A 23,204-nucleotide genomic window follows, 5' to 3' on the forward strand; every position below is an offset into this window, starting at 1 on the left:
GCCTGTTTTTGCCTTGCCTGACCTTCGCTCGGCGACTTTTCGTACAGACCCTAAATCCCCTGCCGCCCCGGGTCTTCCGGCGGTTGCTCCTGCTCGATATCCTCCAGTTTCAGCTCCAGCCCCCAGTCACCTGCGGCAGCGGCTTTCGGTGCAGGAGCCGGCGCTACCACCGGCGCAGCGGCGGCGGGTGCAGGCTTGGCATTGGCCGGATTGTCGCGATGGAGCTTGAGCTTCAGGCGCACGTTGTTCGCCGAGTCAGCGTTCTTCACCGCCTCCTCTTCGTCGATCGCACCTTCGTGCACCAGGTCGATCAGCGCCTGATCGAAGGTCTGCATGCCGAGGTTCTTGGATTTCTCCATGATTTCCTTGAGCTCGGAAAACTCGTTGCGCTTGATCAGATCGCGCACCGTCGGCGTACCCAGCATCACCTCCACCGCGGCGCGGCGCTTGCCGTCGACGGTCTTGACCAGACGCTGCGAAACGAATGCCTTGAGGTTGTTGCCGAGGTCGTTGAGCAACTGCGGGCGGCGGTCTTCCGGAAAGAAGTTGATGATGCGATCCAGCGCCTGGTTGGCGTTGTTGGCATGCAATGTGGAAATCGCCAGGTGCCCGGTATCGGCAAAGGCCAGGGCATGCTCCATGGTCTCGCGGTCGCGGATCTCGCCGATCAGAATCACGTCCGGCGCCTGGCGCAGGGTGTTCTTCAGCGCGGCATGGAAGCTGCGGGTGTCCACGCCCACCTCACGCTGGTTGATGATCGATTTCTTGTGCCGGTGCACGTACTCCACCGGGTCTTCGATGGTGATGATATGGCCGCCGCTGTTGCGGTTGCGGTAGTCGATCAGCGCCGCCAGGGAAGTCGACTTGCCCGAGCCGGTACCGCCGACGAACAGCACCAGGCCGCGTTTTTCCATCACCGTGCCGAGCAGCACTTCGGGCAGTTTGAGGTCTTCGAAGCGCGGAATATCCAGCTTGATGTTGCGCGCGACGATGGACACCTCGTTGCGCTGCTTGAAGATATTGATGCGAAAACGCCCCACACCGGCCAACGATATCGCCAGGTTCATCTCCAGTTCGCGCTCGAATTCCTCACGCTGGGCACCGTCCATGATCGAATCGGCAATGGCCGCCACATCGCCCGCCTTCATCGGCTCCTGGCTCAGCGCCTTGAGCACGCCATTGAACTTCGCGCAGGGCGGCGCGCCGGTAGACAGATAGAGATCGGAACCATCCTGAGTGGACAGGATTTTCAGCATTGCTTGGAGATCCATGGCGGCGTTTCCGTGAGCGCGATTGAAATACCATAGGCCATGATTCATCCGCGCCGCGGACAACACACAACCCATAAAATTGACGCCATTCTGCTGGCGCAATGAATGCTGGCACAATAGCGCCCTGACAGATTTGAGGAACCCATCAATGGCAAAGGCAATGGCCCGCCACATCCTGGTCAAGACCGAAGCGGAAGCCGCCGCGCTGAAGAAGCGCATTGCCGCCGGCGAAGCCTTCGATGTGCTGGCACGCAAGCACTCCACCTGCCCCTCCGGCAAGAAAGGTGGCGACCTCGGTGAAGTAAGGCCCGGGCAGATGGTGCGTGCGGTGGATCAGGTGATCTTCAAGAAGGCGCTGCGTGAAGTACACGGCCCGGTGAAAACCCAGTTCGGCTATCACCTGATCCAGGTGTTCTATCGCGACTGAGCCCTGCTCAGGCGCCTGGCTCACTCATGAACTCGATGATCTTGCTTCTGAGCCAACGCTCGGCAGGGTCGTTGTCGGTCACCCCGCTCCAGACCATCGACAGATCCGAATTGACCAGCTCGAATGGCGGGTCATCGGCACGCAGGCGGGTCCCTTCGATCAATGCTGCCGCGGCGAAATCCGGTACCGTGGCGAGCATTTCCGTACCAGCGATGATCGAGCGCAAGCCACTGAACTGCGGCACCGCCAGCACCACGCGACGCGAGCGATCCAGACGCGCCAGGTCGTTGTCGATGTTGCCGCACAGATCCCCCGAGAACGACACCAGCGCATGCGGACGCGAGCAGTACTCGTCCAGCGTCAGCGCGCCAGGGCGGTCATCGCCGCGCAGCACCTTGACCTTCATCTCGCGCAGCTTGCGCCGCTTGGCGTTGGCCGGCAGCTCGGTGGTGTAGCTGACGCCAACGGAGATTTCCCCCGAGGCCAACATCGATGACATCAACAGGAAGTTGACCCGCCGCACCACGATCACTACCTCCGGCGCCTCTTCGCGAATCTGCTTGAGCAAGGCCGGGAACAGGCCGAACTCGGCATCATCGGACAGACCGATGCGGAAGGTGTCGCGGTTGCTGGCCGGGTTGAACTCGCGAGCACGACTGACTGCACCCGAAATGGTGTCCATGGCCGGCTGCAGCTCCTTGAGAATCGCCAGCGCTCGCGCCGTCGGTTCAAAACCACGACCATTACGCACCAGCAGCGGATCGTCGAACAGATCACGCAGCCGGGCCAGCGCCGCACTGACTGCCGGCTGGCCGAGGAAGAGTTTCTCGGCGGCACGGGTCAGGTTCTTCTCGAACATCAGGATTTCGAAGATCACCAGCAGATTCAGGTCGACGCGGCGCAGGTCGTTGCGATTCATCCAGGGGGCCTCGGGGCACAGGTTTATTGGCGCATTAAAGCAGCAACTCCCGTGCCCACATAACCCGATCAGAGCCCCAGTTCGGAGAGCCCTGGATGATCGTCAGGACGACGCCCCTGAGGCCAGCGGAACTTGCGCTCGGACTCCAGGATCGGCAAGTCATTGATACAGGCATAACGATTGATCATCAGGCCGTCGGCACCGAACTCCCAGTTTTCATTGCCGTAGGAGCGAAACCAGTTACCCGAGTCGTCGCGCCACTCATAGGCGTAACGCACCGCGATGCGGTTGTCGGTGAACGCCCAGAGTTCCTTGATCAGGCGGTACTCCAGCTCCTTGGCCCACTTGCGCTCGAGAAATGCACGCGCCTGATCGCGACCATTGGCGAACTCAGCGCGGTTACGCCAGCGCGTATCTAGGCTGTAGGCCAGCGCGACCTTGGCTGCATCGCGGCTGTTCCAGCCATCCTCGGCCAGGCGCACTTTCTCGATGGCGCTCTCGCGAGTGAACGGCGGCAACGGAGGACGAACTTCAGTATTTGACGACATGACGGCACCTCAGGCTTGCGGGGGATTGAGCCCATTGCTGGGCGACAGGGTTTGTAGGAGCAGTTGCGCAGTGCGACCAGCAGTGTCGGCCGCGTCGACCTGGCCGGTGACCATGGCGACGGCCGTTGCGCCATCGATCAGCAGGAGAAACTGCCTGGCCATTTCCTCGGGATCGGCAAAGCCGCTGGCCGTGGTCAGTTCGTTCAGATACGCCAACAGACGTTGTTTGTGCAGCAACGCGACGGCGCGGATCTCGCTGTCGGGATCACCAACCTCCCCCGCCGCATTGATGAAGGCACAGCCATGGAAGTCAGGTGCCGAGAACCAACTGCGCAGCAGTGGGAACACGGCCAGTAGCCGCTCGCTCGGCGATCCCGCAGAAGTGCCGGCGATGAACCATTGCATCCAGCGCTCATCACGCGCGCGCAACGCGGCAGCGATCAGCGCTTCCTTGGTCGGATAGAGGCGATAGATGCTTTTGCGCGCTACACCCGAGGCCTTGACGATGGCGTCCATGCCGGTGGCGTTGATACCGCCGGCATAAACCAGGCTTTCGGTGGCTTGCAGCAAACGGTTCTGTAGAGAGGCGTCTTCGAGCATGGTTCAAACCATAGAGAATGATCGTTCTCCACAATGTAGAACGATCATTCTCTAGAGTCAACTCAATTCTCGAAACACAGGATCAACGGCATCTCGACCAGGCTTCTGCTGAGATCCGCGACACCTGGTCCGATGCCGACCGCGCCGGTTCCAGGGGTGGATCCAGTCACAGGGCTATGACTCAATGCCGCGGCAACACTGGCGCATGCTCGGCCATCAGCGCCACCACCCAGTCGATGAATACCCGCAGCTTGGCGCTGACATGGCGGTTCGGCGGGAAAGCCAGGTACATCGGCATCGGTTTCATCTGCCAATCCTCGAACAGACGCACCAGTTCACCGCTAGCCAGGTGTGGTTTGGCCATGTAATGCGGCAGCCAGAGCATGCCCAGGCCCGCCAGCCCCGCAGCCAGATAGGCGTTGCCATCGTCGACCGTCAGCAGCGGGCGGCCATGGGCCTCGATGCGTTCTTCACCCCGCTGCATCGCATAGGGCAAGGCCTTGCCGGTGCGCGACCAGAGAAAACCCACGGTGTGATGACCAGCCGCCTCCAGCTCGCGCGGATGCATCGGCGTGCCGGCGCGTCGCAGATAACCCGGCGTCGCATATATGCCGAGTTGCAGATCACCGACATGCCGCGCGATCAGCGATTGATCGGTGATCTCACCGCCGCGCACCACGCAGTCGACGTTCTCACCGATGATGTCGATGAGACGGTCGCTCACGCCCATGGTCAGCTGGATTTCCGGATAGCGCGCATAGAAAGCCGGCAAGGCCGGAATCAGCAGCATGCGTGCGAAGGGGCTGGGCACGTCCACGCGCAGGCGGCCGCGTGGCGCCATCGACGCGCTGGACAGGCTGGTCTCGGCATCGTCGATATCCGCCAGCAGACGCACCACACGCTCGTAGTAGGCCGCCCCGTCAGCGGTGACGTTGACCTTGCGCGTGGTGCGGTTGAGCAGGCGCACGCGCAGCCGTGCCTCCAGCTGCTGCACGAGCTGGGTCACGCTGGTCTTGCTCATGTGCAGGGTGGCGGCTGCCTTGGTGAAACTGCCGGTTTCCACCACACGGGCGAAGGCCTGCATCGCATCGAAACGATCCATTTCACGTCTCTCTTAAGCTCATGATTGTTTGGATTCTACAAACAGTCATGACCAGAGTTGCTCGTTTATCCAGCCCGACCGTGTTTTTAAAGTGATTCCATCGTTAACAGCGGGCCGTAGTGGCCCAGATGGAGGCAACAATGAGCAGCAAACGTGATGTGGTTTTCCCGGCCGACCGCCATGACCTGTACGAACTTCATCGCTATTCGCCAGCGATTCGTTCCAACGGTTTTCTGTTCGTATCCGGCCAGGTCGGCAGCCGCAAGGACGGCTCGCCCGAGCCTGATCTGAAGGAACAGGTGCGCCTGGCCTTCACCAACCTCAATGCGATCCTCGCGGAGGCTGGCAGCAGCTTCGAAGACGTGGTCGACACCACTATTTTCATGGTCAACCCGCACGCCGAATTCGAAACCATCTGGGAAGTGGCTGCCGATTATTGGGGCGAAGCACCCTACCCGACGGTGACCGCTATCGGTGTCACCTGGCTGTCTGGCTTCGACTTCGAGATCAAGGTGATCGCCAAGCTGCCGGAATGAGCAGCGGTTGCGCCCCTGCAGACGAGGGGCGCGGCATGAGGTTCAGAGGTGAGTGAAGACGCGCTCGGCTGGCAGACGCGACTTCGGCAGCTCCGCATTGAAATCGCTGTCGCTGTGATACCCCAGCGCTACCGCGACCATGCTGCTCAGCCCCTGAGCGGCCAGCCCCAGCTCCTCATCCAGCGCCTCGCGGTCGATGCCCTCCATCGGCGTGGCATCCACGCCTTTGGCGGCTGCGCCCAGAAGCAAGGTGCCCAGCGCCAGATAGGCCTGTTTCTCCGCCCAGTGCGGGATGTCGCCAAGGCCACGGTGCAATTCGACATAGCTGCTGCGGGTGTTGTGTTGAGTGGTGCGCGCCGCGTCATCGCGGAAACGGCCATCGGCGGCTTCCTGCTGCAGCACATCGGCCAGGTAAGCATCGTCGAGGTCACGGCGGGCGCAGATCAGGATCACGTGCGAAGCATTCAAAATCTTCGACTGGTTATAGGCGAAGCCACCCTGAGCGCCCTTGGCCAGGCGCGCCTTGCCTTCTGCAGTGCTCGCTACGACGAAGTGCCAGGGCTGCGAGTTGACCGAAGACGGCGACAGGCGCAGCAACTCCAGCAGCTCGTCGATGATCGCCTGATCCACCTGGCGGCTGGCATCGTAAGCCTTGGTGGTGTAACGCTGACGCGCGAAAGAAACGGGGCTCATGAACACTCTCCTGATCGGTAGATGACGCGAAATGGACGCCAGTCTGCAGCATGCCTGTGTATGAAAAAAGCAGGCAAAGCCGCTAGGAGTTTCAAAGCAAAGATGAAAATGCTGGCATCAGCCCTCTAGCGAGCCACGCCAGCGCTCTGCAAACACTCGATAAAACCCGCCACGGCCGCCGAACGGCTGACCTTGGGATATAGCGCGCCGATCTCGCGATGAATTGCCGTCGGGCCGAGCGCGATGACGCGAACGCTCACCGGCAGCGGCAGGATGGTTTCCGTCAACGGCACCACGGCCACGCCAAGGCCGCTCTCGACCATCGACAGCATCGCCTGGATATCGTCGACCTCGATCCACTCCTGCAACGTTAAAGAGTGGTCGCGTAGAAAGCGCTCCACCTGGCGACCACCGAAGGAGGAGCGGCTATAGCGGATAAAGGGCTGCTCGCGAATCAGCGCCAGCCAGTCATCGCCCGCCACGTTGCTGGCCGCAAGCAGCACGTAGCTCTCGCATGCCAGTGGCGTCCACTCCAGTTCGCGCGGCGGTTCGAACGCCGGACGAATGAGGATCGCCAGATCGAGTTCTCCCGCTTCGACTCGGTCCATCAACTGCAGTGAAACGCCAGGCGACAGATTCACCCGGCAGTTGGCAAAGCGCTGACGGAACGGCACCAGCGCGCGCGTGAGGATGGTCGCATGCACCGAGGCGATCGCGCCGATCTCCAGCGGTTTGGCCCACTCCTCGTCCTGAGTCGGCTCGCCCAAGGCATCGAAATCGGCGACCAGCGCCTCGGCACGCGCCAACGTCCGCAGCCCTGCAGCATTCAGCGTGGCCGAGCGACCGGTGCGATCGAACAGAGCGAAACCCAGGCTTTCCTCCAGGCGGCGCATATGGCCACTGACGGCCGCCTGGGTCAGGCCGATGCGCTCACCAGCGGCGCTGAAGGTGCCATAGCGCGCCACCGCTATCAGCGTGCGCAGCTCGATGATCATGGCGATTGATAAGATTCTGTTTTGCTCATGATCAGAACATATAGTTTTTTAAGAGGCTTGTCGCCGAATACGATGATTCCACTCACCAACGAGGGAACCCCCGATGACCGCACTATGCCCGTTCCACCTGGCCTTTCCGGTTGACGACCTGGCCGCCGCTCGCGACTTCTACGGCAATCTGCTCGGTTGCAGCGAAGGTCGCAGCTCGTCAGAGTGGATCGACTTCAATTTCTACGGGCACCAGATCGTCGCCCACCTGGCGCCTGACGAAGCAGGCGCAGTACCGGCCAACGCGGTCGATGGCCACGGCGTGCCGGTGCGCCACTTCGGCGTCGTCCTGCCGATGCATGACTGGCAGGTCGCTGCCGATAAACTCACCGCCGCCGGTGTCGAGTTCATCATCAAGCCCTATATCCGCTTCAAGGGCGAGCCGGGCGAACAGGCGACGATGTTCTTCAAGGACCCGAGCGGCAACGCCGTCGAAATGAAGGCCTTCGCCGACATCAACAACCTGTTCGCCCGCTGACAGCGAAAGGAACGCCCCATGCAAACGCTCAAGGTTGCAATCGCCGGTTTTGGCGGTGTCGGCCGCGCCACGGCCAACCTGCTGCTGCAACGTCGCGACCGCTATCGCCAGGTCTATGGCGTGGACGTGCGGCTGGTTGCCGTCTGTGGCTCACGCGCCGGCCTGACCGATGCCAATGGCCTGCAGGCCAACCAGCTGGACGCCCTGCAGCCCGGTCTGTCGGGGCCGGATTTCATCGCGGCGAGCGATGCTGAGGTGCTGATCGAGGCCGGCCCCAGTGATTTTCGCAACGGCGGGCCGGGCCTGGACTACCTCTGTGCGGCGCTGTCCGCCGGGCGCGACTGCATCGCCATCTCCAAGGGCGCACTGGTGCATAGCGGGCCGCGTCTGCGCGAACTGGCGCGCGCCTCCGGAGCACTGCTGAAACTCAGTGGTGCAGCCGCGGCCGCCCTGCCCACGCTCGACCTGCTCGAACACAGCCTGGCCGGCTGCAAGGTGCTCAGCGTCGAGGGCATTCTCAATGCCACCACCAACTACCTGCTCGATGCCATGCGCACCCAAGGGCTTGGTTTCGATGCGGCACTGCGTGAGGCCCAGGCCGGTGGCTTCGCCGAAGCGGATACGCGCAACGACACCGAAGGCTGGGACACCGCCTGCAAACTCCTGCTGCTGGCCAACTTCGGCCTTGGCGCCAGGCTGACGATGGCGGACCTGGAAGTCGAAGGCATCCACTCGGTCACCGAGCAGCGTATCGACGCCTGGAAGTCGCAGGGCCTGGTGCCCCGGCTGGTCGGCAGCCTCACCTACGTGGACGGCGCGATCCGCGCCAGCGTCGGTATCAAGACCTACGCACTGTCCGACCCCTTTGCCCTGGTAAGTGGCAAGAACAAGGCGATCCGCATCAACAGCGACGCCATGGGCGAGACGCTCGCCATCGGCGGCGGCGCTGAACCCCTCGCCACCGCAGCCGCTGCACTGAAGGACCTCGAACACATTCTCCAGGCCAGGGGGCGCTCCCCCCTCCTTTATTGACGGACATCGCGCATGACCCCACGCACCCTGCAAGCCATCCGCCACGTCGGTTTCGAGGATCTCGGCAGCTTCGAGGCGCCGCTGCGCGCTGCCGGCTACCAGATCGAGTACATCGACGCTGCGGAACGTGACCTCAGTCAACTCGACCCGCTCGCAGCAGACCTGCTGGTGGTGCTCGGCGGCCCTATCGGCGTCTATGACCACGACAGCTATCCGCTCGTCTCCGATGAACTGGCACTGCTGCGCGCGCGCCTGGCAGCCGATAAGCCTACGCTGGGTATCTGCCTGGGTGCGCAGTTGATGGCCGCAGTATTGGGCTCCACGGTCTATCCAGGGCCAGCCAAGGAAATCGGCTGGTCGACGCTGGAGCTGGCAGCCTCCGACTATCAGCCACTTGCCGCCCTGCGCGATATCGCCGTGCTGCATTGGCACGGCGACACCTTCGACCTGCCGGAAGGCTGCACCCTGCTCGCCTCGACCTCGCTGTGCCGCCAGCAGGCCTTCGCTCGCGGGCATAACGTGCTGGGCCTGCAATTTCACCCGGAAGTACGCGGCGACCGCTTCGAACATTGGCTGCTGGGCCATGCCAGCGAACTGGCCAGCTCGGGCATCGATCCCGTCACCCTGCGCCACGACGCCAAGCGCCATGCCAGCGCCCTTGAGCACGCGGGCGCCATCATGCTTGGCGAGTGGCTGGCCAAGCTTAAGCACTGAGCACAGCAGCAGGCCCGAGCCTCATGACAAGGCTCGGGCACCACCGGCTCATTAAGCGCCGGCACCCTGTAAACACTTCGTAAATGCGATGGATTTTCATTAACCCACCTAGTAAAAGATAGCTTGCTTTCGATCCTGCCTGGAGCAGCGCTTGCCGCTGCTCGTTTCGCCCCGGAGTCCAGCATGTCTATCCGCTCTCACCTGCAACGTACAGCGCTAGCGATTACCACGTCGCTGCTGCTTGCCCTGCCCCTGCAAGCCAGCGAACGCACGCTGGACAGTGCCAATGGCCCGCTGAAACTCAGCGGCACGCCACAGCGCGTGGTGGCACTGGGCGACAGCGCCCTGGATGCGGCGCTGTCACTCGGCATACAACCGGTCGGCACTCTGGCAAGTCGCGGCGGCGACGACGTGCCGGACTACCTCAAGACCAAGGCGAACAAGATCACCCTGGTGGGCAGCGTACGCGAGCCCAACCTGGAGGCCATCCTGCGCCTGCAGCCGGATCTGGTATTGGCCTCCAGCGATTTGTCACGCGACCTGTACGCCAAACTGAGCCTGATGGTGCCCACCGTGGTACCCGCCGGCAACTCCTTTCAGGACTGGCGCGAAACCTACATGACCTACGCCCAGGCCCTCGGCAAACAGGAAGAAGGCCAGCAACGCCTTGCCGAGATCGAGAAACGCAGCGCCGAACTGCGCCAGCGTCTGCCGCAGGGCCAGGCAGTCAGCGTGGTGCGCTGGAACCCCCAGGGGCCGGTGATCATGTCCAGCCACCTGTTCGTTGGCCAGTTGCTGAGCGATCTCGGCCTGCGCGCCAACGAGCTGGCCGCAGCCCAGGCGCAGAAGCCGCACAGCGACGTGCTGAGTCTGGAGAACCTGTCACGCATCAATGCCGACTGGATATTCCTCGCCACGCTCAACCCGGATGGTCGCAAGGCCCTGGAAGACGCGCGTAAGCAGCCTGCCTTCACTCGCCTGTCAGCCGTCGCCGACGGTCATGCGGTGACCGTCGACGGCCAGATCTGGAGCAGCAGCTCCGGTTACCTGGCGGCTCAACAGGTACTCGATGACGTGGAGAAGGCTCTGCTCGACTGATGCTCGCTGCACGCCTTTCCGTCCCTCAGGCGCTGAGCTACGCGGCTGTGTGCCTGTTGCTTTTGTGCGTCGCCAGCCTGCTGTTGGGCGCGGGTGACATCGGCATCCTGCCCAGCCTCCAAGCCCTGCTCGGCGGCAGCGATGAGGATGCTCGCTTCATCGTCTTCGAATTGCGCTGGGTGCGTACCGAACTGGCCCTGTTCGTCGGCCTCGCCCTGGGCGCGGCCGGTGTGCTGCTGCAAGCGGTGACGCGCAACCCGCTGGCCGAACCCGGGCTACTCGGGGTCAGCGCCGGTGCCTCGTTCGCCGTGGTGCTGGCGATCAACCTGGGCGCCTCGGCTGCCAGCCTGCATCTGGGCGTGGCGATGCTCGGCGCGCTCGTCGGTTGCGTGCTGGTCCTGCTGGTCACGCGCATGCGTGGCGTCGGTGACGACCCCGTGCGCCTGGTGCTGGCCGGCGCCGCTTTCTCCGGCATGCTCGGTGCACTGAGCAGCCTGCTGCTGTTATGGGATCAGCGTACCGCCGATGAAATGCGTTTCTGGGTGATCGGCGCCCTGGCGGGTCGCCCGCTGGACACGATCGACTGGAGCCTGCCCGGACTGATCGGCGGACTGTTGGTGGCGCTGCTGGTGGTGCGTCCGCTGGCTGCACTGGCGCTGGGCGAGCGCGTCGCCAGCGGCCTCGGTCACCATCCGCAACTGACGCGCCTGGGCACTCTGCTTGCTGTCGCAATCCTGGTCGGCACCGCCACGGCCGCCGCCGGCCCCATCGGTTTCATCGGCCTGATCGTGCCCTATATCGCCCGTCGCCTGGTCGGCTCGGACATCCGCCGCACCCTGGGCTTGAGCATGCTGCTCGGTCCCTGCGTCCTGCTGCTGGCCGACGTCATCTCGCGCCTGCTGGTGCGCCCCTACGAACTGCCGGTGGGCGTGGTGGCCGCCTTCGTCGGCGCGCCGATCCTGATTGCCGTGGTGCGCAACCACCGCCTGCCGACCCTGTGACATGAACATTTCTTCCTCACGCCCCCTGCTCGCCCCGGCCGGCCATCACCTGCTGCGCCTGGGTGACTACAGCCTGCTGCTGCACCGCCGCAGCCTGCTCGTCGCATTGATCCTCAGTCTGCTGCTGGCCACTGTCGCCACCTGGATACTGGCGGCAGGCGACGACGCCCTGACGCCCAGCAAAGCCCTGCAGGCCGCCTTCGGCCAGGGCGAGGCGCTGCAGGTGTTCCTGATTCAGGAGCTGCGCATGCCCCGGCTGATCGCCGGCCTGCTCAGCGGCGCCGCTCTCGGGGCTGCCGGATGCCTGCTGCAGACCCTGGCGCGCAATCGCCTGGCCACGCCGGGGGTGATCGGTATCGACAGCGGCGCCACCGCCTTCGCCGTCGCGTCCATCGTCGCCGTACCTACCAGCCTGGCGCCATCGGCCCTGGCGCTGAGCGGCGCCGCCAGCGCTGCGGTACTGACCTTTGCCCTGGCCGCCGGCGGTGGCGCACGCGGCTATCGCTTCATCGTCGTTGGCATCGCCATCGGCGCATTGTTCGGCGCGCTGACCAACCTGATGCTGGCACGCAGCGACATGGACGCCGCCAACGCCGCCTACCCCTGGACCGTCGGCAGCCTCAATGCACGCCCGGCCGACTCGGTTCTGCTGCTCGGTATCGGCCTGGCCGTGGGCCTACCGCTGGCCAAGCTGCTGGTCAATGCCCTGAGCCTGATGCGCTTTTCCGACAACGTCGCCATCGGCCTCGGTGTACGTCTACAACGCATGCGCCTGCTCACCCTGGCGCTGTGCGTCTGGCTCACGGCGCTGGCCGTTGCGGTGGTCGGTCCGGTCGGCCTGATCGCCCTGGCTGCACCGGAAATGGCCCGCCACCTGTGCAACCGCCACGGCGTGCCGGTGCTCAACGCGGCGCTGTCCGGCGCACTGATGATGATCCTCGCAGACTGGCTCGGTCGTACCCTGCTGGCGCCCGTCGAAATTCCGGTCGGCATCATCGCTGCTGTGGTGGGCGGCCCCTACCTGCTGTGGATTCTGCTGCGCCAGGCCCCAAGGAGCTCGACATGACCCTGCCTTTCTCATTGCTCGGCGACGCCCGCCAGTCCGACGTGCGCCTCGAAGCCCGCGACCTGAGCATGGGCTATGCCCAGACCCGCATCATCGAAGACCTTGACCTGATGATTCACAGCGGGCAGGTCAGCGCCATCGTCGGCCCCAACGGCTGCGGCAAATCCACCCTGCTTGCCGGCCTGGCTCGTTTGCACAAACCCTTATCAGGCAGCGTCCTGCTCGACGGCAAGGCCATCGGCAGCCTGCCGTCACGTGAAGTGGCGCGCAGGCTTGCACTGCTGCCGCAAGATGCCAGCGCCCCAGACGGCCTGACCGTCAGCGAACTGATCCGCTTCGGCCGCCAGCCGCACCAGAGCCTGCTGCGCCAGTGGAGCGAGGAAGATCAGGCCATCGTCGATGCGGCACTGGTCGCCGCCGATCTGCTGGAACTGGCCGACCGGCCGCTGGAGTCGATGTCCGGTGGTCAGCGCCAGCGCGCCTGGATCGCCATGGCCATCGCCCAAGCCACGCCTTTGCTGCTGCTCGACGAACCCACATCGGCGCTGGACCTGGGCCATCAGATCGAAGTATTCGAACTGATCCGCCAACTCGCCGCCGCCGGCAAGACCATCGTCATGGTGGTGCACGATCTCTCCAGCGCCTGCCGTTACGCCGACCACCTGATCGCCATGCACCAGGGCCGGATCGTCGCCAGCGGCCGCCCCGACGAGGTCGTCACCTCGGAGCTGGTCGAACGCCTGTACGGCGTACGCTGCACGCTGCTGCGCGACCCTCTGAGCGGCACGCCGGTGATTGCGGGAATCAGCAGGCTCTGAACACCAGCAAAGTCATCTCGCCATCATCATCTGAAAACCATGTAGGCGATCGACTAACGGGATATGTCGCTATCTCTTACGCGAGCGGAATTTTCTCGACCAATCAGTCAGTTATACGTCCAGTCTGAGTTGCGGCTGCTCAAGTCGGGAGTGCCTCCTTTTTGAGCACGGAGGAGGTCTGGACTATGGTCCAAATAACTCCATTCGAACGGACTCGACCCATGAAGCCCGTCACAAGAACCGCAGCGCTGGCACTCTCGCTCTTCGCAGCACCGGCTTTCTCGGCCGGCGAGTTGCAGGGCCAACTCAACGTTCAAATCACCATCGGTACCGGTTGTACGGTCACCAACGGTACTGCTGGCGGCTCCAGCAACACCTTCGGCTCACTGTCCTTCGGTGACTACAACGACCTCGCCAATCTGATCGACGGCCGTTCCTTCGGCAGCGCCGGGGGCAGCTCGTTTGGCTTGCAATGCAGCCTGGGAACCGACTACAGCGTGGCACTGAGCGCCGGGCAGAACGCTTCCGGCAGTCAAAGACGCATGATCAATGCCGGTGAATTCGTCGCCTACAACCTCTATCAGGACAGCAGCCGTACCGAACCCTGGGGAGACGGCGGCGCCACAGGCACAGTGCTTTCCGGCACTGGCACCGGCGTCAACGAAGAAATGATCGTCTACGGCCGCGTGCCCTCACAGGCCACCCCGAGCCCAGGTACCTACACGGACACCGTGCAAGTCACCATCGCCTGGTAAGTACCACACACCCAAAGCAAGAGGATCTCGAACTTTTCCGGGAAGAATCGCCATGCGCTGCCTGATAGCCTCCCTGCTTTTGATGGCCCCGGCAGTCCTGCCGGCGGCCGACAAGACCGCCACCATTGGCCTGAATGTCGAGGTGCTGCCGGCCTGTCAGGCAGGTAGCAGCAGTGGTTCGGGCGTCAGCTTCGGGACCCTGGATTTCGGCACCCACCTCAGACTCGACAACCTGATAACCCAGGTCGGTCAACCGGACGCAGGCGCCCTGCGCGTCAATTGCCAGCAGAACATCCCCTATCGCGTGCTGATCAATGCCGGCCACAGCGGCACCACCAGCAATCGGCAGATGGTCGGTCCCGGCTCCGCCGTACTCAATTACAACCTGTACACCGGCGCGGACTATGCCACCGTCTGGGACAACAGCACGGGGGTCAGCGCCATCGGCAATGGCCAGGATCAGTGGCTTGCGATCTACGCCCGCGTGCCGGCACAGAATGTCCCGCCTCCCGGAAGCTACAGCGATACCCTGACCGTCACGGTGAGTTGGTGATGCCGTGCCGGGCCCATTCAATCGTGGTCACTCGCCTGCTCTGCCTGACCGTACTGGCCGTGCACGCCTGGTCTGCTCATGGCGACACGGGCATCAACGATCAGATCGTCAGCCAGAGCTTCCAGCTGCGCGCGGAAATCGTACCGGGTTGCCTGCTAGGCGCCGGGGGCAGCGACGCCACCTCGTTCGGCAGCATTTCATTCGGCCAGATCAGCACCCTGCCCAGCAACCTGGATGCGGCCAGCACACCGGACAACGGCTCCATCGTGCTGCAGTGCTCACCCGGCACTGCTGTCACGCTGTCGCTCAATGCCGGTCTCAATACCGGCAGCGTGGGTGGCGGGCGCTACCTGGCACGCGGTGCGGATCGCCTGCGCTACCAGCTCTACCAGGACGCCGCGCGCAGCATCATCTGGGGCGATGGCAGCAACGGCGGCACGCGCATGAGCATCAACTTTCCCGTTGGCGGCGCCACCCAGACCTACACGGTCTATGCCCGCCTGTTCAGTGTCAGCCCGTTACCTTCGGCCGGCATCTACACCGACACCATCACCGTGACCGTGAGTTATTGAGCCATGAGGACACGCACCCTCTTCGCCTGCTGCCTGACGCTGACCACAGCGCTGACGAGTCTGGCCGTACAGGCCGCCAGCTCCATTCTTATCTGGCCGATCAACCCGCTGATCGAAGCCGATCGACAGAAATCAGCCGCGCTGTGGCTGGAGAATCGCGGGCAGGAACCAGTGGATGTGCAGGTGCGCGTACTGGCCTGGGAGCAGGAGGAATTCGAAGATCGCCTGACGTCGCAGAAGCAGGTCGTGGGCAGCCCGCCAATGGCAACGCTGCAACCGGGCAAGCGGCAGCTGGTCAGGCTGGTCAACCTGGAGCCGCCGAGTGCCGGCACGCTGCGCACCTACCGTGTGCTGGTCGACGAGGTTTTGCCGCCACAACCGCGGCCGTCCCAACTGGGCGTGCAATTCCAGATGCGTTACTCGGTGCCCTTGTTCGTGGTCGGGCCTGGGGCCTATCTGGATGACGGTGCGCGAGATGCGCCAGGCCAGGGCCAGCCACTGGCTCCCGATCTGCGCTACCGCGTCGTTGACGGTAGCAACGGCGCCTTCCTTTACCTGCGCAACCTCGGCCCCGCCCCGGCCCGGCTATCCCAGGTCGATCTATCGCGAGACAGCGGCAAACAGCCACTGGCCGAAGGCCTTCTCGGTTATGTACTACCTGGTGCGCAGATGCGCTGGCCTCTGCCGGCAGGCGTGCGCAGTGGTCAGGTGCAAGCACGCATCAACGAAAGTCGACACAAGCAGCCGCTGGCCGCTGAGTAGATCGCTGGTACTGCTGCTACTGGCCACTTTGCTGTCAGTCCCGTCAGCCCATGGCGATGATGCGCAGGAGTTCGCCCAGGCGCAGTTGCTCTACCTGGAGTTGATCGTCAATGAGCTGTCCAGCGGCAAGGTGGTGGAAGTGAGAGAACATCAGGGCCGGTTATTCGCCCAACGCGACGATCTGCTCGCTGCGGGCGTGCGCCTGCCCTCGGAGACGACGCCCTGGGTCGCTCTGGATCGGATCGACGCCCTGCGCAGCGAGTATCAACAGGACAGCCAGCGCCTGCTGCTCACCCTGCCCAGCGAATGGCTGCCACATCAGCGTTTCGGCCCCAGCAGCCTGAGCGAGCCGATGCAGGCACAGAGCGCGTTCGGTGTGCTGTTCAACTATGACCTCTACTACAACCACACCGAGAATGCCGGCCACTACGCCAACACCTGGCTGGAACAGCGGGTGTTCGACGGCTTCGGCATGATTTCCAACACGGGCGTCTATCGCCACAGTTTCTCCGGGCCGGGCTATCGCGATGGCTATACCCGCTACGACAGCACCTGGCGTTTCAACGATCAACAACACATGCTCAGCCTCAGCGCTGGCGACCTGATCACCGGCGCGCTGACCTGGAACAGCGCAGTCCGCCTTGGCGGGCTGCAGATTTCGCGCAACTTCTCGCTGCGCCCGGATCTGATCACTTACCCATTACCACGGTTCGATGGCGATGCTGCGGTGCCCAGCACCGTGGATCTGTTCATCGACGACGCCCGCCTCGGCCAACAGGAGCTGCGCCCCGGCCCCTTTACCCTCAACACCGTGCCTTACATCAGCGGCGCCGGCACCGCGACGCTGGTGACCACGGATGTGCTGGGGCGCCAGGTCTCCACCACCGTACCCTTTTATGTGACCGACACCCTGCTGCGCCAGGGGCTTTCGGACTTCTCCCTGTCGCTGGGCAAGCTGCGCCGCAACTATGGCGTGGACGACTTTTCCTACGGCAGCCTGGTGAGCAGCGGCAGCCTGCGCTATGGCCTGACCGACAGCCTCACCCTGGAAAGCCATGCCGAAGCCGGCGCAGGCCTGCGCCAGGCTGGTATCGGCGCTACCGTCGGACTTGGTCTGATGGGCACCCTGACCAGTTCCCTGAGCCAGAGCAGCGGTATCGGCAACGGCCAGCAGTACAGCCTCGGCTACAGCTACTACGCGCGTCGCTTCGGCATCACCGCGCAGCGCATCCAGCGCACCTCGGGCTATGCCGACCTGAGCGTCGCGAACGCCCTGGATAACGACCTGGCCGGCGGCCCGCTGAGCAAGATCCTCGACCAACTGACCTTCAGTTTCAGCCCGGAGGGGCTCGGCTCATTCGGCATCGGCTACTTCGCCAGTGAGGAACACAGCGGACGGCGCACGCGTCTGCTCAACCTGTCCTGGTCACGCAGCCTGTGGGGCAGCGCCAGCTTCTTTCTCTCCCTCAACCGCCAACTGGACGACGCCTCGCACGCCATCCAGGCACAGCTGGTCATCCCGTTCGACCTGTACTCCACCCTGACCACAGGCGTGGAGCGAGACAGCAACGGCAACCAGCGCGCGCGCGCCAATTACAGCCGCAACCCACCCAGCGACGGAGGCCTGGGCTGGAACCTTGGTTATGCCGGCGGCGACAATGAATACCGCCAGGCCGACCTAACCTGGCGCACCCAGCATGCCCAGGTGCAGGCAGGTGTCTACCAGAACGACGGCATCACCACCCAATGGGGTGGCGTCAGCGGCTCGCTGGTTGCCATGCAGAGCCAGGTATTCGCCAGCAACCGGATCGATGACGCCTTCGTGCTGGTCAGCACCGAGGGCTATTCAGATGTGCCCGTGCGCTACGAACATCAGCTGCTGGGCCGCACCGACTCGGCGGGTTATCTGCTGGTGCCCTGGGTGCCGTCCTACTACCCCGGCCAGTACGAAGTCGACCTGCTGAATCTGCCGAGCAACCTGCAACTGTCGGAAACCCAGAAGCGCATCGCCGTGCACCAGGGCAGCGGTGCATTGCTCGCCTTCCCCATGGTGATGAGCCTGTCAGCCAGCATCCAGTTGGTCGACGGCCTGGGACAACCACTGCCCCGCGGCAGCCAGGTGCTGCATCGTCCCAGCGGTCAGCGCACCTACATTGGCTGGGACGGCCAGCTGTATTTCGAACGGCTGGCGAAGGACAACCAGCTGGAAGTACAGCTGGCCGATGGCAGCATTTGCAACAGTCGCTTCTCGCTGGACGACAGCGCCGTGGAAATGGCCGTGGTCGGCCCCCTCACCTGCCTGCAGCGGGATGGTCAGCCATGATCCGCTGGCTGATTCACGCACTCCTGCTGTGCAGCACACTGGTGAGCATGTCGGCCCATGCCTGCAGCACCTATGCCGGGGGCTCGGTCAATCTGGGTACTACCAACTCTCTGAGTCTGCGCACCACGCAGCAGCAAGCAGCAGCCGGCGCCGGCCTGGCCTGTCCCGGGTTACTTCAGGTACTGGCGGGGGCATACGTTCGGGTCACGCTGCAGAACCCCGGCACCCTGGCCCTGCAGGACGGCCAGGGCAATCAGATCCCTTTTCAGGTGTTTCAGGACGCCGGCTACAACCAGGCGCTAGTAGCCGGCCAACCGCAACAGCTCGGTGCAATCAACCTGCTCGCCCTCGGTGGCAACTCCACCGCTATCGGCCTGTATTTCCGCACCAACCCCGGCCCCAACGTGCCGGCCGGCACCTACACCGCCACCATCACCCTGCGCTGGGACTGGGCGATCTGCACCGTCGGCGCGCTCAATATCTGCGCCTGGAACCGCAGCCCCGGATTGACGCAAAGCTGTGTCGTGATCTGCGGTGCCCCCACCAACTGGGGTACAGGGTCGCTCGCCACACTGACCGTCACCCTGGTGGTCAGCAAAGCCTGCCGCGTCGATACGTTGCCCAATGTGGACTTTGGCGCCAACGCCCTGATCAGCCAGTTCAGCGCGCAGCAACGCACCTTCGCCGTGACCTGCACCAACACTGAGGGCTACACGCTGAGTTTCGACAACGGGCAGAACTACCAGGCGCCCTGGCGACGCCTGACCAATGGTAGCCAGTTCATTCGCTACAACCTCTACTACAGCGGCAGCAGCCTGATCTGGAACGCCGCCTCACCGCTGACGGCCAGCGGCACGGGCAACTCACAGAGCTTCAACTACCAGGCGATTCTCGACCCCGGGCAAGCCAACGCGCCGGTGGGCGTCTATACCGACAACGTGTTGCTGATCATCAACTACTGAAGCCTTACCAGTAGATCACCAGCGTCGAGCCGGCATCACCGCCGGCAGGCAGCACCACCGAGGTCGTCTCTGCACTCAGGCTCGATGATAAGGCTCGCCCGTGCGCGTCCTGCACCTGATAGGCGGCATGCTCACAATGACGCGCGGACAAGTGCACGGCAGCAGCATCGCCACGCGCAGCAACCTCGCAACGCTTGAGAATGGTCAGACTGATCTGCAACTGCCCGCTGATCTGCTCAGCAAGAGAAAGGTTGGCAGTGGCGCACAACGCGGAGGCCACGAACAAGGCAAGAAATCGGTGAAACGGCATGATGACGGTCTACGGTAAGGATGGCCTGCTGGGATAAAGGTCAAAATCCATCCGTAGAAACGGTCACGACATCAGAATGTGAACCGCAGACAGGAGAATACGGTGATATCACATTGAAATCACCGTCATTCCGACGAGCGTGGTTCAGGCCAGGGGTTGTGCGACGAAGCGCTCGCCCGGCGCCACGATCTGCTCCTGCGCGGCGACCAACGGCAGGTCGCGCGCGCCGTCCGCAGTCTGCTCGACCAAGGCGTAGAGCGTTGCCGTGGCCAGTTCCAGAGCCTGCGGCAACGCCTGCCCAGCCAGCAACCGGCCTAGCAGGGTGGCCGAGAACACATCGCCCATGCCATTGGGCAATGGATGCAGCGCCAGGCGCGGGGTGCTCACCAGCCAGGCGCCCTCGCCGTTCACCGCCAGCGTGCCCAATTCGCTTTCAGGGATATCCGGCGTCGCCAGGCTGGTGACGATCACCACATCCGGGCCACGCCCGCGCAACTGCCGAGCGACCTTCACCGCCTCCTGCAGGTTCGCCGGTTTCGAGCCCGTGAGCAGTTCGAACTCGAACTGATTGGGCGTGATGATATTGGCGAACGGAATCGCCTGATCACGAAGGAAATCGGGAATCGCCGGGTTGACGAATACGCCGCGCCCGACGTCGCCCATCACCGGGTCACACAGGTAACGCACTGACGGGTTGTGCTGACGAATTTCGCCCACCGCCTCGAGAATCACCCGCCCCGTATCGGCATCCCCCAGATAACCGGACAGCACCGCCGACAGCCGCGGCAGCACACCGCGCTCACGCAACCCCAGCAGCACCTCGCGGACATGCTCGGCACCGAACACTTGGCCGCGAAACTGGCCGTAACCGGTGTGGTTGGAGAACTGCACGGTGTGAATCGGTAGCACCTCGAAGCCCAACCGTTGCAGCGGAAACACCGCAGCAGCATTGCCGACATGGCCCCAGGCGACATGCGACTGAATGGACAGAACGAGGGGCGGTAGCGTGGTACTCATGACGATCTCTGCTGGCTGCGTACGACAAGGCGCAGATTATTCGCCAAGCTGCCCGGGCATACCACTACCCGGCGATCCCAAATACCAGGATCGACCATGACTTGAGCGAGCGCTGACTGGCAGGCTCATGCACAGGCTTGGACGAACAGCTCTACAGCCACTGCCAGACGGGATGCTCCCACCTACCAACGGCATCAGGCCAATGAGCGCGAACGCCCATTGGCCCGATGTGTCCCTGCATGATGAACGCCTCAGAAAGCAGAATCGCCCGCAGCGAACGCCGCTCCCTCGATGTGATAGACCGTCGGCTCTTCCGAGAAAAACTCCTCCAGGCCCTGCATGAACGTCTGATGGTCGTCACTCGCCTCGAAGCCCGGCGTGTGGTCTTCGAGTGACGCCCAGCGCACGATCAGGTTGAATCGCTCGGGGCTTTCGATTCCCTGCGCGAGCATGTGGCCGCCATAACCCTTGGCCCGCTGGAGCAAGTGAATCACTTCGGCAAATGCCTGTTTGAAGGGTTCGATCTGTTCTTTGTGAACGGGCAGCAGTGCGATTTCATAAATCATTGCGGTATTCCTCTAGAGCAAGTTCAGCAGTTGCATGCACTTACGGGGCGAGTGAGGGTTCGACGGCAATTGCGACTTTTCCGCGAAGACCATTGTTGGGCGTCTCCAGCAGCGCATGCGCGCTTGAAATATCAGCGAGCGAATAGACCGCGCCAATATGTGGGCGCAGCTGGCCGCGCTCGACCAATGCCTTCAGCTCATCGAGCTTGCCGCGGTTCTGCCGGGTGAAGACGAAGTGGTAGCTGGCGTTCTTGCCCCAGGCCTGAATGAGGTTCTGCGGCTTGGCAATGTCCACGATCGAAACCACACGACCTAGCTGGGCGAGTGCATCGGGGCTGCGGGTCAAGGTGTCGCCGCCGATGGTGTCGAAAATCACATCGACGCCCTGGCCATCGGTTTCCCGCAGGATGGCGTCAACGTAATCCTCTTGCTCGTAGTCGATGACCACATCGGCACCCAGACCCCGGGCGAACTCGAAGTTGGCTTCGCGCACGGTGGTGAACACCCGAGCGCCAATGGCTTTGGCCACCTGGATCGCCACGTGGCCCACGCCACCGGCGCCGCCGTGGATCAGAATGCTTTCCCCGACCCTCAGCGATACACGCCCGACCAGCGCTTCCCAGACCGTCCCGCCTACCAGCGTCAGGCTTGCCGCCTCGAGGTGGCTCAGCGATGCCGGCTTCTTGCCGATGATGCTTTCGGACGCAACGTGGTACTCGGCATAGCTGCCATCGCCTTCGAAAATCTGCGTGGTGTACCAGACTTCGTCACCTGGCACGAAGCTTGTCACACCCGGGCCGACGGCTTCGACGACGCCGGATACGTCATGCCCGGTAATGGCAGGGAGAGGCACGTAGTCGACGTAGTCACCCCGACGCACCTGGTAATCCAACGGGTTGATGGAGGTGGCGTGAACCCGCACCAGCACTTGCCCTGCCTGCGGTACGGGTTTGGCCACTTCGCTCAGTTCGAACGCATTCGGGCCGCCAAAGGATTTGAGTACTTGCGCTTTCATTGTAGATCCTCACTTCATTAAAAAGGGATATAGGGAATTTTCGATATATAAGGACGTGAATTAACTATTCACGTCAGGCATGAACGCGCCCTGCGCGCTCGCTGTCGGTTACCGCCAGGCGTTGGCCCAGTGGCGTGCGGTCGAAACCATCTGCAGCGATACGTTGGCCGAGAGGGGTGCGATCGAAACCACCTTCAGCAATGCGTCGGCCGAGAGGCGTGCGGCTGAAACCACCTTCAGCGATACGTTGGCCGAGAGGCGTGCGGCTGAAACCACCTTCAGCAATGCGTCGGCCGAGAGGCGTACGGTCGAAACCATCTTCAGCAATGCGCTCACCGAGCGGGGTGCGGTCGAAACCATTTTCCGAAATATTACGGTCGACGGCTGTTGCTTGCTCGACGGTCGCAGCGCCTTGCAACGGCTGCGGGCTAGATGGAGGAGCGGCGAAGGCAGATGAAGCCACATTGGCCAGAATGACGCTTGCTAGTAACTTGAGAATTTGCGTTTTCATGGTAGATCCTTGTTTCTGTAAAAAGGGATATAGGGAATTTTCGATATACTGAAGCAAAAAAAAGCGCGGTTCTTCCTATGGTCTCTCCATCATGAATCCTCGCTTCGGTAAAAAGGGATATCGAGAATACTCGATATGATAAGTTAAAAAATTACAGCTCTTTGCCTATGAGCTCGGCCAGAGCACGGATGTTCGCTTCATTGCGCTTGTAGTAGGTCCACTGCCCGATCCGGCGGACTTCGACCAGACCGACTCGCTGCAGCGTGGCGAGGTAATCGGACACCGTCGACTGCGACAGACCGACACCTTCCTGAATACTGCTGACGCAGACGCCCACGGTATGAACGTCCCCTTCATCCTGGGGAGGAAAGTTCTTCACCGGATCCTTCAACCCCTTGAGAATTCCAAGGCGTGTAGGGTTCGAGAGGGCTTTGAATACATTGATCAGTTCCATGGGTGGCAATAATATCGACATTTACCGATATGTCAATGCACGAATCAACCGCCCGTCG

The 23,204-nt window shown here is 62.9% G+C and carries 28 protein-coding genes; 15 read left to right on the plus strand and 13 right to left on the minus strand.

The features are described from left to right. Window positions 1-50: 50 nt before the first annotated feature. The gene (locus JWV26_RS23470) at window positions 51-1,271 is read right to left on the minus strand and encodes a PilT/PilU family type 4a pilus ATPase (protein ID WP_206417933.1); all 1,221 of its coding nucleotides are present in this window, start codon (window positions 1,269-1,271) and stop codon (window positions 51-53) included. Between the two features lie 148 nt (window positions 1,272-1,419). Here JWV26_RS23470 and JWV26_RS23475 point away from each other — a divergent pair, with 148 nt between their 5' ends. Further along, window positions 1,420-1,698 carry a peptidylprolyl isomerase gene (locus tag JWV26_RS23475; protein WP_017362973.1) on the plus strand — a complete coding sequence of 93 codons (279 nt, stop codon included), beginning with the start codon at window positions 1,420-1,422 and terminating at the stop codon, window positions 1,696-1,698. Window positions 1,699-1,705: 7 nt separating this feature from the next. Here JWV26_RS23475 and JWV26_RS23480 read toward each other — a convergent pair whose 3' ends face one another. The 4 genes from JWV26_RS23480 to JWV26_RS23495 form a co-directional block, all read right to left on the minus strand. Further along, the gene (locus tag JWV26_RS23480) at window positions 1,706-2,617 is read right to left on the minus strand and encodes a LysR family transcriptional regulator (protein ID WP_206417934.1); all 912 of its coding nucleotides are present in this window, start codon (window positions 2,615-2,617) and stop codon (window positions 1,706-1,708) included. A gap of 68 nt (window positions 2,618-2,685) precedes the next feature. After that, the gene (locus JWV26_RS23485) at window positions 2,686-3,165 is read right to left on the minus strand and encodes a nuclear transport factor 2 family protein (RefSeq protein WP_017362971.1); all 480 of its coding nucleotides are present in this window, start codon (window positions 3,163-3,165) and stop codon (window positions 2,686-2,688) included. 9 nt (window positions 3,166-3,174) lie between these two features. Continuing rightward, window positions 3,175-3,765, minus strand: a complete 591-nt coding sequence (locus JWV26_RS23490; RefSeq protein WP_072423804.1) for a TetR/AcrR family transcriptional regulator — start codon at window positions 3,763-3,765, stop codon at window positions 3,175-3,177. 181 nt (window positions 3,766-3,946) lie between these two features. Next, window positions 3,947-4,867: a LysR family transcriptional regulator gene (locus JWV26_RS23495; protein WP_074918983.1), complete on the minus strand. Its 921-nt coding sequence runs from the start codon at window positions 4,865-4,867 to the stop codon at window positions 3,947-3,949. Window positions 4,868-5,007: 140 nt separating this feature from the next. Between JWV26_RS23495 and JWV26_RS23500 the strand changes: the two genes are divergently transcribed. Beyond that, on the plus strand, window positions 5,008-5,403 hold the full coding sequence (locus JWV26_RS23500) for a RidA family protein (protein WP_072423802.1): 396 nt from the start codon (window positions 5,008-5,010) through the stop codon (window positions 5,401-5,403). Between the two features lie 42 nt (window positions 5,404-5,445). Here JWV26_RS23500 and nfsB read toward each other — a convergent pair whose 3' ends face one another. Further along, window positions 5,446-6,096: an oxygen-insensitive NAD(P)H nitroreductase gene (gene nfsB, locus JWV26_RS23505; RefSeq protein ID WP_072423801.1), complete on the minus strand. Its 651-nt coding sequence runs from the start codon at window positions 6,094-6,096 to the stop codon at window positions 5,446-5,448. A 125-nt stretch (window positions 6,097-6,221) separates the two neighbouring features. Continuing rightward, the gene (locus tag JWV26_RS23510; protein ID WP_072423800.1) at window positions 6,222-7,091 is read right to left on the minus strand and encodes a LysR family transcriptional regulator; all 870 of its coding nucleotides are present in this window, start codon (window positions 7,089-7,091) and stop codon (window positions 6,222-6,224) included. Between the two features lie 103 nt (window positions 7,092-7,194). On the opposite strand from JWV26_RS23510, the gene JWV26_RS23515 reads away from it, so the two are divergent. The 13 genes from JWV26_RS23515 to JWV26_RS23575 all read left to right on the plus strand — a co-directional run bounded on the left by JWV26_RS23515 (window position 7,195) and on the right by JWV26_RS23575 (window position 19,273). Beyond that, the gene (locus JWV26_RS23515; RefSeq protein ID WP_059392517.1) at window positions 7,195-7,617 is read left to right on the plus strand and encodes a VOC family protein; all 423 of its coding nucleotides are present in this window, start codon (window positions 7,195-7,197) and stop codon (window positions 7,615-7,617) included. Between the two features lie 18 nt (window positions 7,618-7,635). Beyond that, complete coding sequence (locus JWV26_RS23520) at window positions 7,636-8,649, plus strand: homoserine dehydrogenase (RefSeq protein WP_072423799.1); 1,014 nt, start codon at window positions 7,636-7,638, stop codon at window positions 8,647-8,649. A 12-nt stretch (window positions 8,650-8,661) separates the two neighbouring features. Then, complete coding sequence (locus tag JWV26_RS23525) at window positions 8,662-9,363, plus strand: glutamine amidotransferase (protein ID WP_072423798.1); 702 nt, start codon at window positions 8,662-8,664, stop codon at window positions 9,361-9,363. A 183-nt stretch (window positions 9,364-9,546) separates the two neighbouring features. Continuing rightward, the gene (locus JWV26_RS23530) at window positions 9,547-10,461 is read left to right on the plus strand and encodes an ABC transporter substrate-binding protein (RefSeq protein WP_206417935.1); all 915 of its coding nucleotides are present in this window, start codon (window positions 9,547-9,549) and stop codon (window positions 10,459-10,461) included. Beyond that, complete coding sequence (locus tag JWV26_RS23535; RefSeq protein WP_206417936.1) at window positions 10,461-11,462, plus strand: FecCD family ABC transporter permease; 1,002 nt, start codon at window positions 10,461-10,463, stop codon at window positions 11,460-11,462. The genes JWV26_RS23530 and JWV26_RS23535 overlap by 1 nt, the downstream gene beginning before the upstream one ends. Window position 11,463: 1 nt before the next feature. Next, window positions 11,464-12,528 carry a FecCD family ABC transporter permease gene (locus tag JWV26_RS23540; RefSeq protein ID WP_206417937.1) on the plus strand — a complete coding sequence of 355 codons (1,065 nt, stop codon included), beginning with the start codon at window positions 11,464-11,466 and terminating at the stop codon, window positions 12,526-12,528. Continuing rightward, window positions 12,525-13,346 (plus strand): ABC transporter ATP-binding protein, encoded by an 822-nt coding sequence (locus JWV26_RS23545; protein ID WP_206417938.1) that lies wholly within the window; start codon window positions 12,525-12,527, stop codon window positions 13,344-13,346. The genes JWV26_RS23540 and JWV26_RS23545 overlap by 4 nt, the downstream gene beginning before the upstream one ends. Window positions 13,347-13,567: 221 nt before the next feature. Beyond that, complete coding sequence (locus JWV26_RS23550) at window positions 13,568-14,101, plus strand: Csu type fimbrial protein (protein ID WP_206417939.1); 534 nt, start codon at window positions 13,568-13,570, stop codon at window positions 14,099-14,101. Window positions 14,102-14,153: 52 nt separating this feature from the next. Then, window positions 14,154-14,654: a Csu type fimbrial protein gene (locus JWV26_RS23555; protein WP_074678015.1), complete on the plus strand. Its 501-nt coding sequence runs from the start codon at window positions 14,154-14,156 to the stop codon at window positions 14,652-14,654. Window positions 14,655-14,677: 23 nt separating this feature from the next. Continuing rightward, entirely contained in the window at window positions 14,678-15,226 is a 549-nt protein-coding gene (locus JWV26_RS23560; RefSeq protein WP_238380567.1) for a Csu type fimbrial protein, read from the plus strand. Between the two features lie 3 nt (window positions 15,227-15,229). Then, the gene (locus JWV26_RS23565; RefSeq protein ID WP_206417941.1) at window positions 15,230-15,988 is read left to right on the plus strand and encodes a fimbrial biogenesis chaperone; all 759 of its coding nucleotides are present in this window, start codon (window positions 15,230-15,232) and stop codon (window positions 15,986-15,988) included. Window positions 15,989-16,016: 28 nt separating this feature from the next. Then, window positions 16,017-18,311, plus strand: coding sequence for a fimbria/pilus outer membrane usher protein (locus JWV26_RS23570; RefSeq protein WP_206417942.1), 2,295 nt, complete (start codon window positions 16,017-16,019; stop codon window positions 18,309-18,311). Then, complete coding sequence (locus JWV26_RS23575; RefSeq protein ID WP_206417943.1) at window positions 18,308-19,273, plus strand: Csu type fimbrial protein; 966 nt, start codon at window positions 18,308-18,310, stop codon at window positions 19,271-19,273. The genes JWV26_RS23570 and JWV26_RS23575 overlap by 4 nt, the downstream gene beginning before the upstream one ends. A 4-nt stretch (window positions 19,274-19,277) precedes the next feature. On the opposite strand, the gene JWV26_RS23580 is transcribed toward JWV26_RS23575, so the two are convergent. From JWV26_RS23580 to JWV26_RS23605, 6 genes are all read right to left on the minus strand, one after another. Then, a complete protein-coding gene (locus JWV26_RS23580; protein WP_072423787.1) occupies window positions 19,278-19,583 on the minus strand; it encodes a hypothetical protein in 306 nt (101 codons plus the stop codon). Between the two features lie 144 nt (window positions 19,584-19,727). After that, the gene (pdxY, locus tag JWV26_RS23585) at window positions 19,728-20,600 is read right to left on the minus strand and encodes a pyridoxal kinase PdxY (RefSeq protein ID WP_072423786.1); all 873 of its coding nucleotides are present in this window, start codon (window positions 20,598-20,600) and stop codon (window positions 19,728-19,730) included. 251 nt (window positions 20,601-20,851) lie between these two features. Next, on the minus strand, window positions 20,852-21,166 hold the full coding sequence (locus JWV26_RS23590) for an antibiotic biosynthesis monooxygenase family protein (protein ID WP_206417944.1): 315 nt from the start codon (window positions 21,164-21,166) through the stop codon (window positions 20,852-20,854). A gap of 40 nt (window positions 21,167-21,206) precedes the next feature. Continuing rightward, a complete protein-coding gene (locus JWV26_RS23595) occupies window positions 21,207-22,181 on the minus strand; it encodes a zinc-dependent alcohol dehydrogenase family protein (RefSeq protein ID WP_206417945.1) in 975 nt (324 codons plus the stop codon). A 73-nt stretch (window positions 22,182-22,254) separates the two neighbouring features. Continuing rightward, on the minus strand, window positions 22,255-22,692 hold the full coding sequence (locus tag JWV26_RS23600; protein ID WP_206417946.1) for a hypothetical protein: 438 nt from the start codon (window positions 22,690-22,692) through the stop codon (window positions 22,255-22,257). A 151-nt stretch (window positions 22,693-22,843) separates the two neighbouring features. Beyond that, a complete protein-coding gene (locus tag JWV26_RS23605; protein WP_072423782.1) occupies window positions 22,844-23,146 on the minus strand; it encodes an ArsR/SmtB family transcription factor in 303 nt (100 codons plus the stop codon). Between the last annotated feature and the right edge of the window lie 58 nt (window positions 23,147-23,204).

It is taken from the genome of Ectopseudomonas toyotomiensis (assembly GCF_017167985.1).
Classification (GTDB): domain Bacteria; phylum Pseudomonadota; class Gammaproteobacteria; order Pseudomonadales; family Pseudomonadaceae; genus Aquipseudomonas; species Aquipseudomonas toyotomiensis.

Coding starts and splice junctions, on each gene's coding strand:
- JWV26_RS23470 (WP_206417933.1), bottom strand. CDS start 1,271: ATGGATCTCCAAGCAATGCTGAAAATCCTGTCCACTCAGGATGGTTCC.
- JWV26_RS23475 (WP_017362973.1), top strand. CDS start 1,420: ATGGCAAAGGCAATGGCCCGCCACATCCTGGTCAAGACCGAAGCGGAA.
- JWV26_RS23480 (WP_206417934.1), bottom strand. CDS start 2,617: ATGAATCGCAACGACCTGCGCCGCGTCGACCTGAATCTGCTGGTGATC.
- JWV26_RS23485 (WP_017362971.1), bottom strand. CDS start 3,165: ATGTCGTCAAATACTGAAGTTCGTCCTCCGTTGCCGCCGTTCACTCGC.
- JWV26_RS23490 (WP_072423804.1), bottom strand. CDS start 3,765: ATGCTCGAAGACGCCTCTCTACAGAACCGTTTGCTGCAAGCCACCGAA.
- JWV26_RS23495 (WP_074918983.1), bottom strand. CDS start 4,867: ATGGATCGTTTCGATGCGATGCAGGCCTTCGCCCGTGTGGTGGAAACC.
- JWV26_RS23500 (WP_072423802.1), top strand. CDS start 5,008: ATGAGCAGCAAACGTGATGTGGTTTTCCCGGCCGACCGCCATGACCTG.
- nfsB (WP_072423801.1), bottom strand. CDS start 6,096: ATGAGCCCCGTTTCTTTCGCGCGTCAGCGTTACACCACCAAGGCTTAC.
- JWV26_RS23510 (WP_072423800.1), bottom strand. CDS start 7,091: ATGATCATCGAGCTGCGCACGCTGATAGCGGTGGCGCGCTATGGCACC.
- JWV26_RS23515 (WP_059392517.1), top strand. CDS start 7,195: ATGACCGCACTATGCCCGTTCCACCTGGCCTTTCCGGTTGACGACCTG.
- JWV26_RS23520 (WP_072423799.1), top strand. CDS start 7,636: ATGCAAACGCTCAAGGTTGCAATCGCCGGTTTTGGCGGTGTCGGCCGC.
- JWV26_RS23525 (WP_072423798.1), top strand. CDS start 8,662: ATGACCCCACGCACCCTGCAAGCCATCCGCCACGTCGGTTTCGAGGAT.
- JWV26_RS23530 (WP_206417935.1), top strand. CDS start 9,547: ATGTCTATCCGCTCTCACCTGCAACGTACAGCGCTAGCGATTACCACG.
- JWV26_RS23535 (WP_206417936.1), top strand. CDS start 10,461: ATGCTCGCTGCACGCCTTTCCGTCCCTCAGGCGCTGAGCTACGCGGCT.
- JWV26_RS23540 (WP_206417937.1), top strand. CDS start 11,464: ATGAACATTTCTTCCTCACGCCCCCTGCTCGCCCCGGCCGGCCATCAC.
- JWV26_RS23545 (WP_206417938.1), top strand. CDS start 12,525: ATGACCCTGCCTTTCTCATTGCTCGGCGACGCCCGCCAGTCCGACGTG.
- JWV26_RS23550 (WP_206417939.1), top strand. CDS start 13,568: ATGAAGCCCGTCACAAGAACCGCAGCGCTGGCACTCTCGCTCTTCGCA.
- JWV26_RS23555 (WP_074678015.1), top strand. CDS start 14,154: ATGCGCTGCCTGATAGCCTCCCTGCTTTTGATGGCCCCGGCAGTCCTG.
- JWV26_RS23565 (WP_206417941.1), top strand. CDS start 15,230: ATGAGGACACGCACCCTCTTCGCCTGCTGCCTGACGCTGACCACAGCG.
- JWV26_RS23575 (WP_206417943.1), top strand. CDS start 18,308: ATGATCCGCTGGCTGATTCACGCACTCCTGCTGTGCAGCACACTGGTG.
- JWV26_RS23580 (WP_072423787.1), bottom strand. CDS start 19,583: ATGCCGTTTCACCGATTTCTTGCCTTGTTCGTGGCCTCCGCGTTGTGC.
- pdxY (WP_072423786.1), bottom strand. CDS start 20,600: ATGAGTACCACGCTACCGCCCCTCGTTCTGTCCATTCAGTCGCATGTC.
- JWV26_RS23590 (WP_206417944.1), bottom strand. CDS start 21,166: ATGATTTATGAAATCGCACTGCTGCCCGTTCACAAAGAACAGATCGAA.
- JWV26_RS23595 (WP_206417945.1), bottom strand. CDS start 22,181: ATGAAAGCGCAAGTACTCAAATCCTTTGGCGGCCCGAATGCGTTCGAA.
- JWV26_RS23600 (WP_206417946.1), bottom strand. CDS start 22,692: ATGAAAACGCAAATTCTCAAGTTACTAGCAAGCGTCATTCTGGCCAAT.
- JWV26_RS23605 (WP_072423782.1), bottom strand. CDS start 23,146: ATGGAACTGATCAATGTATTCAAAGCCCTCTCGAACCCTACACGCCTT.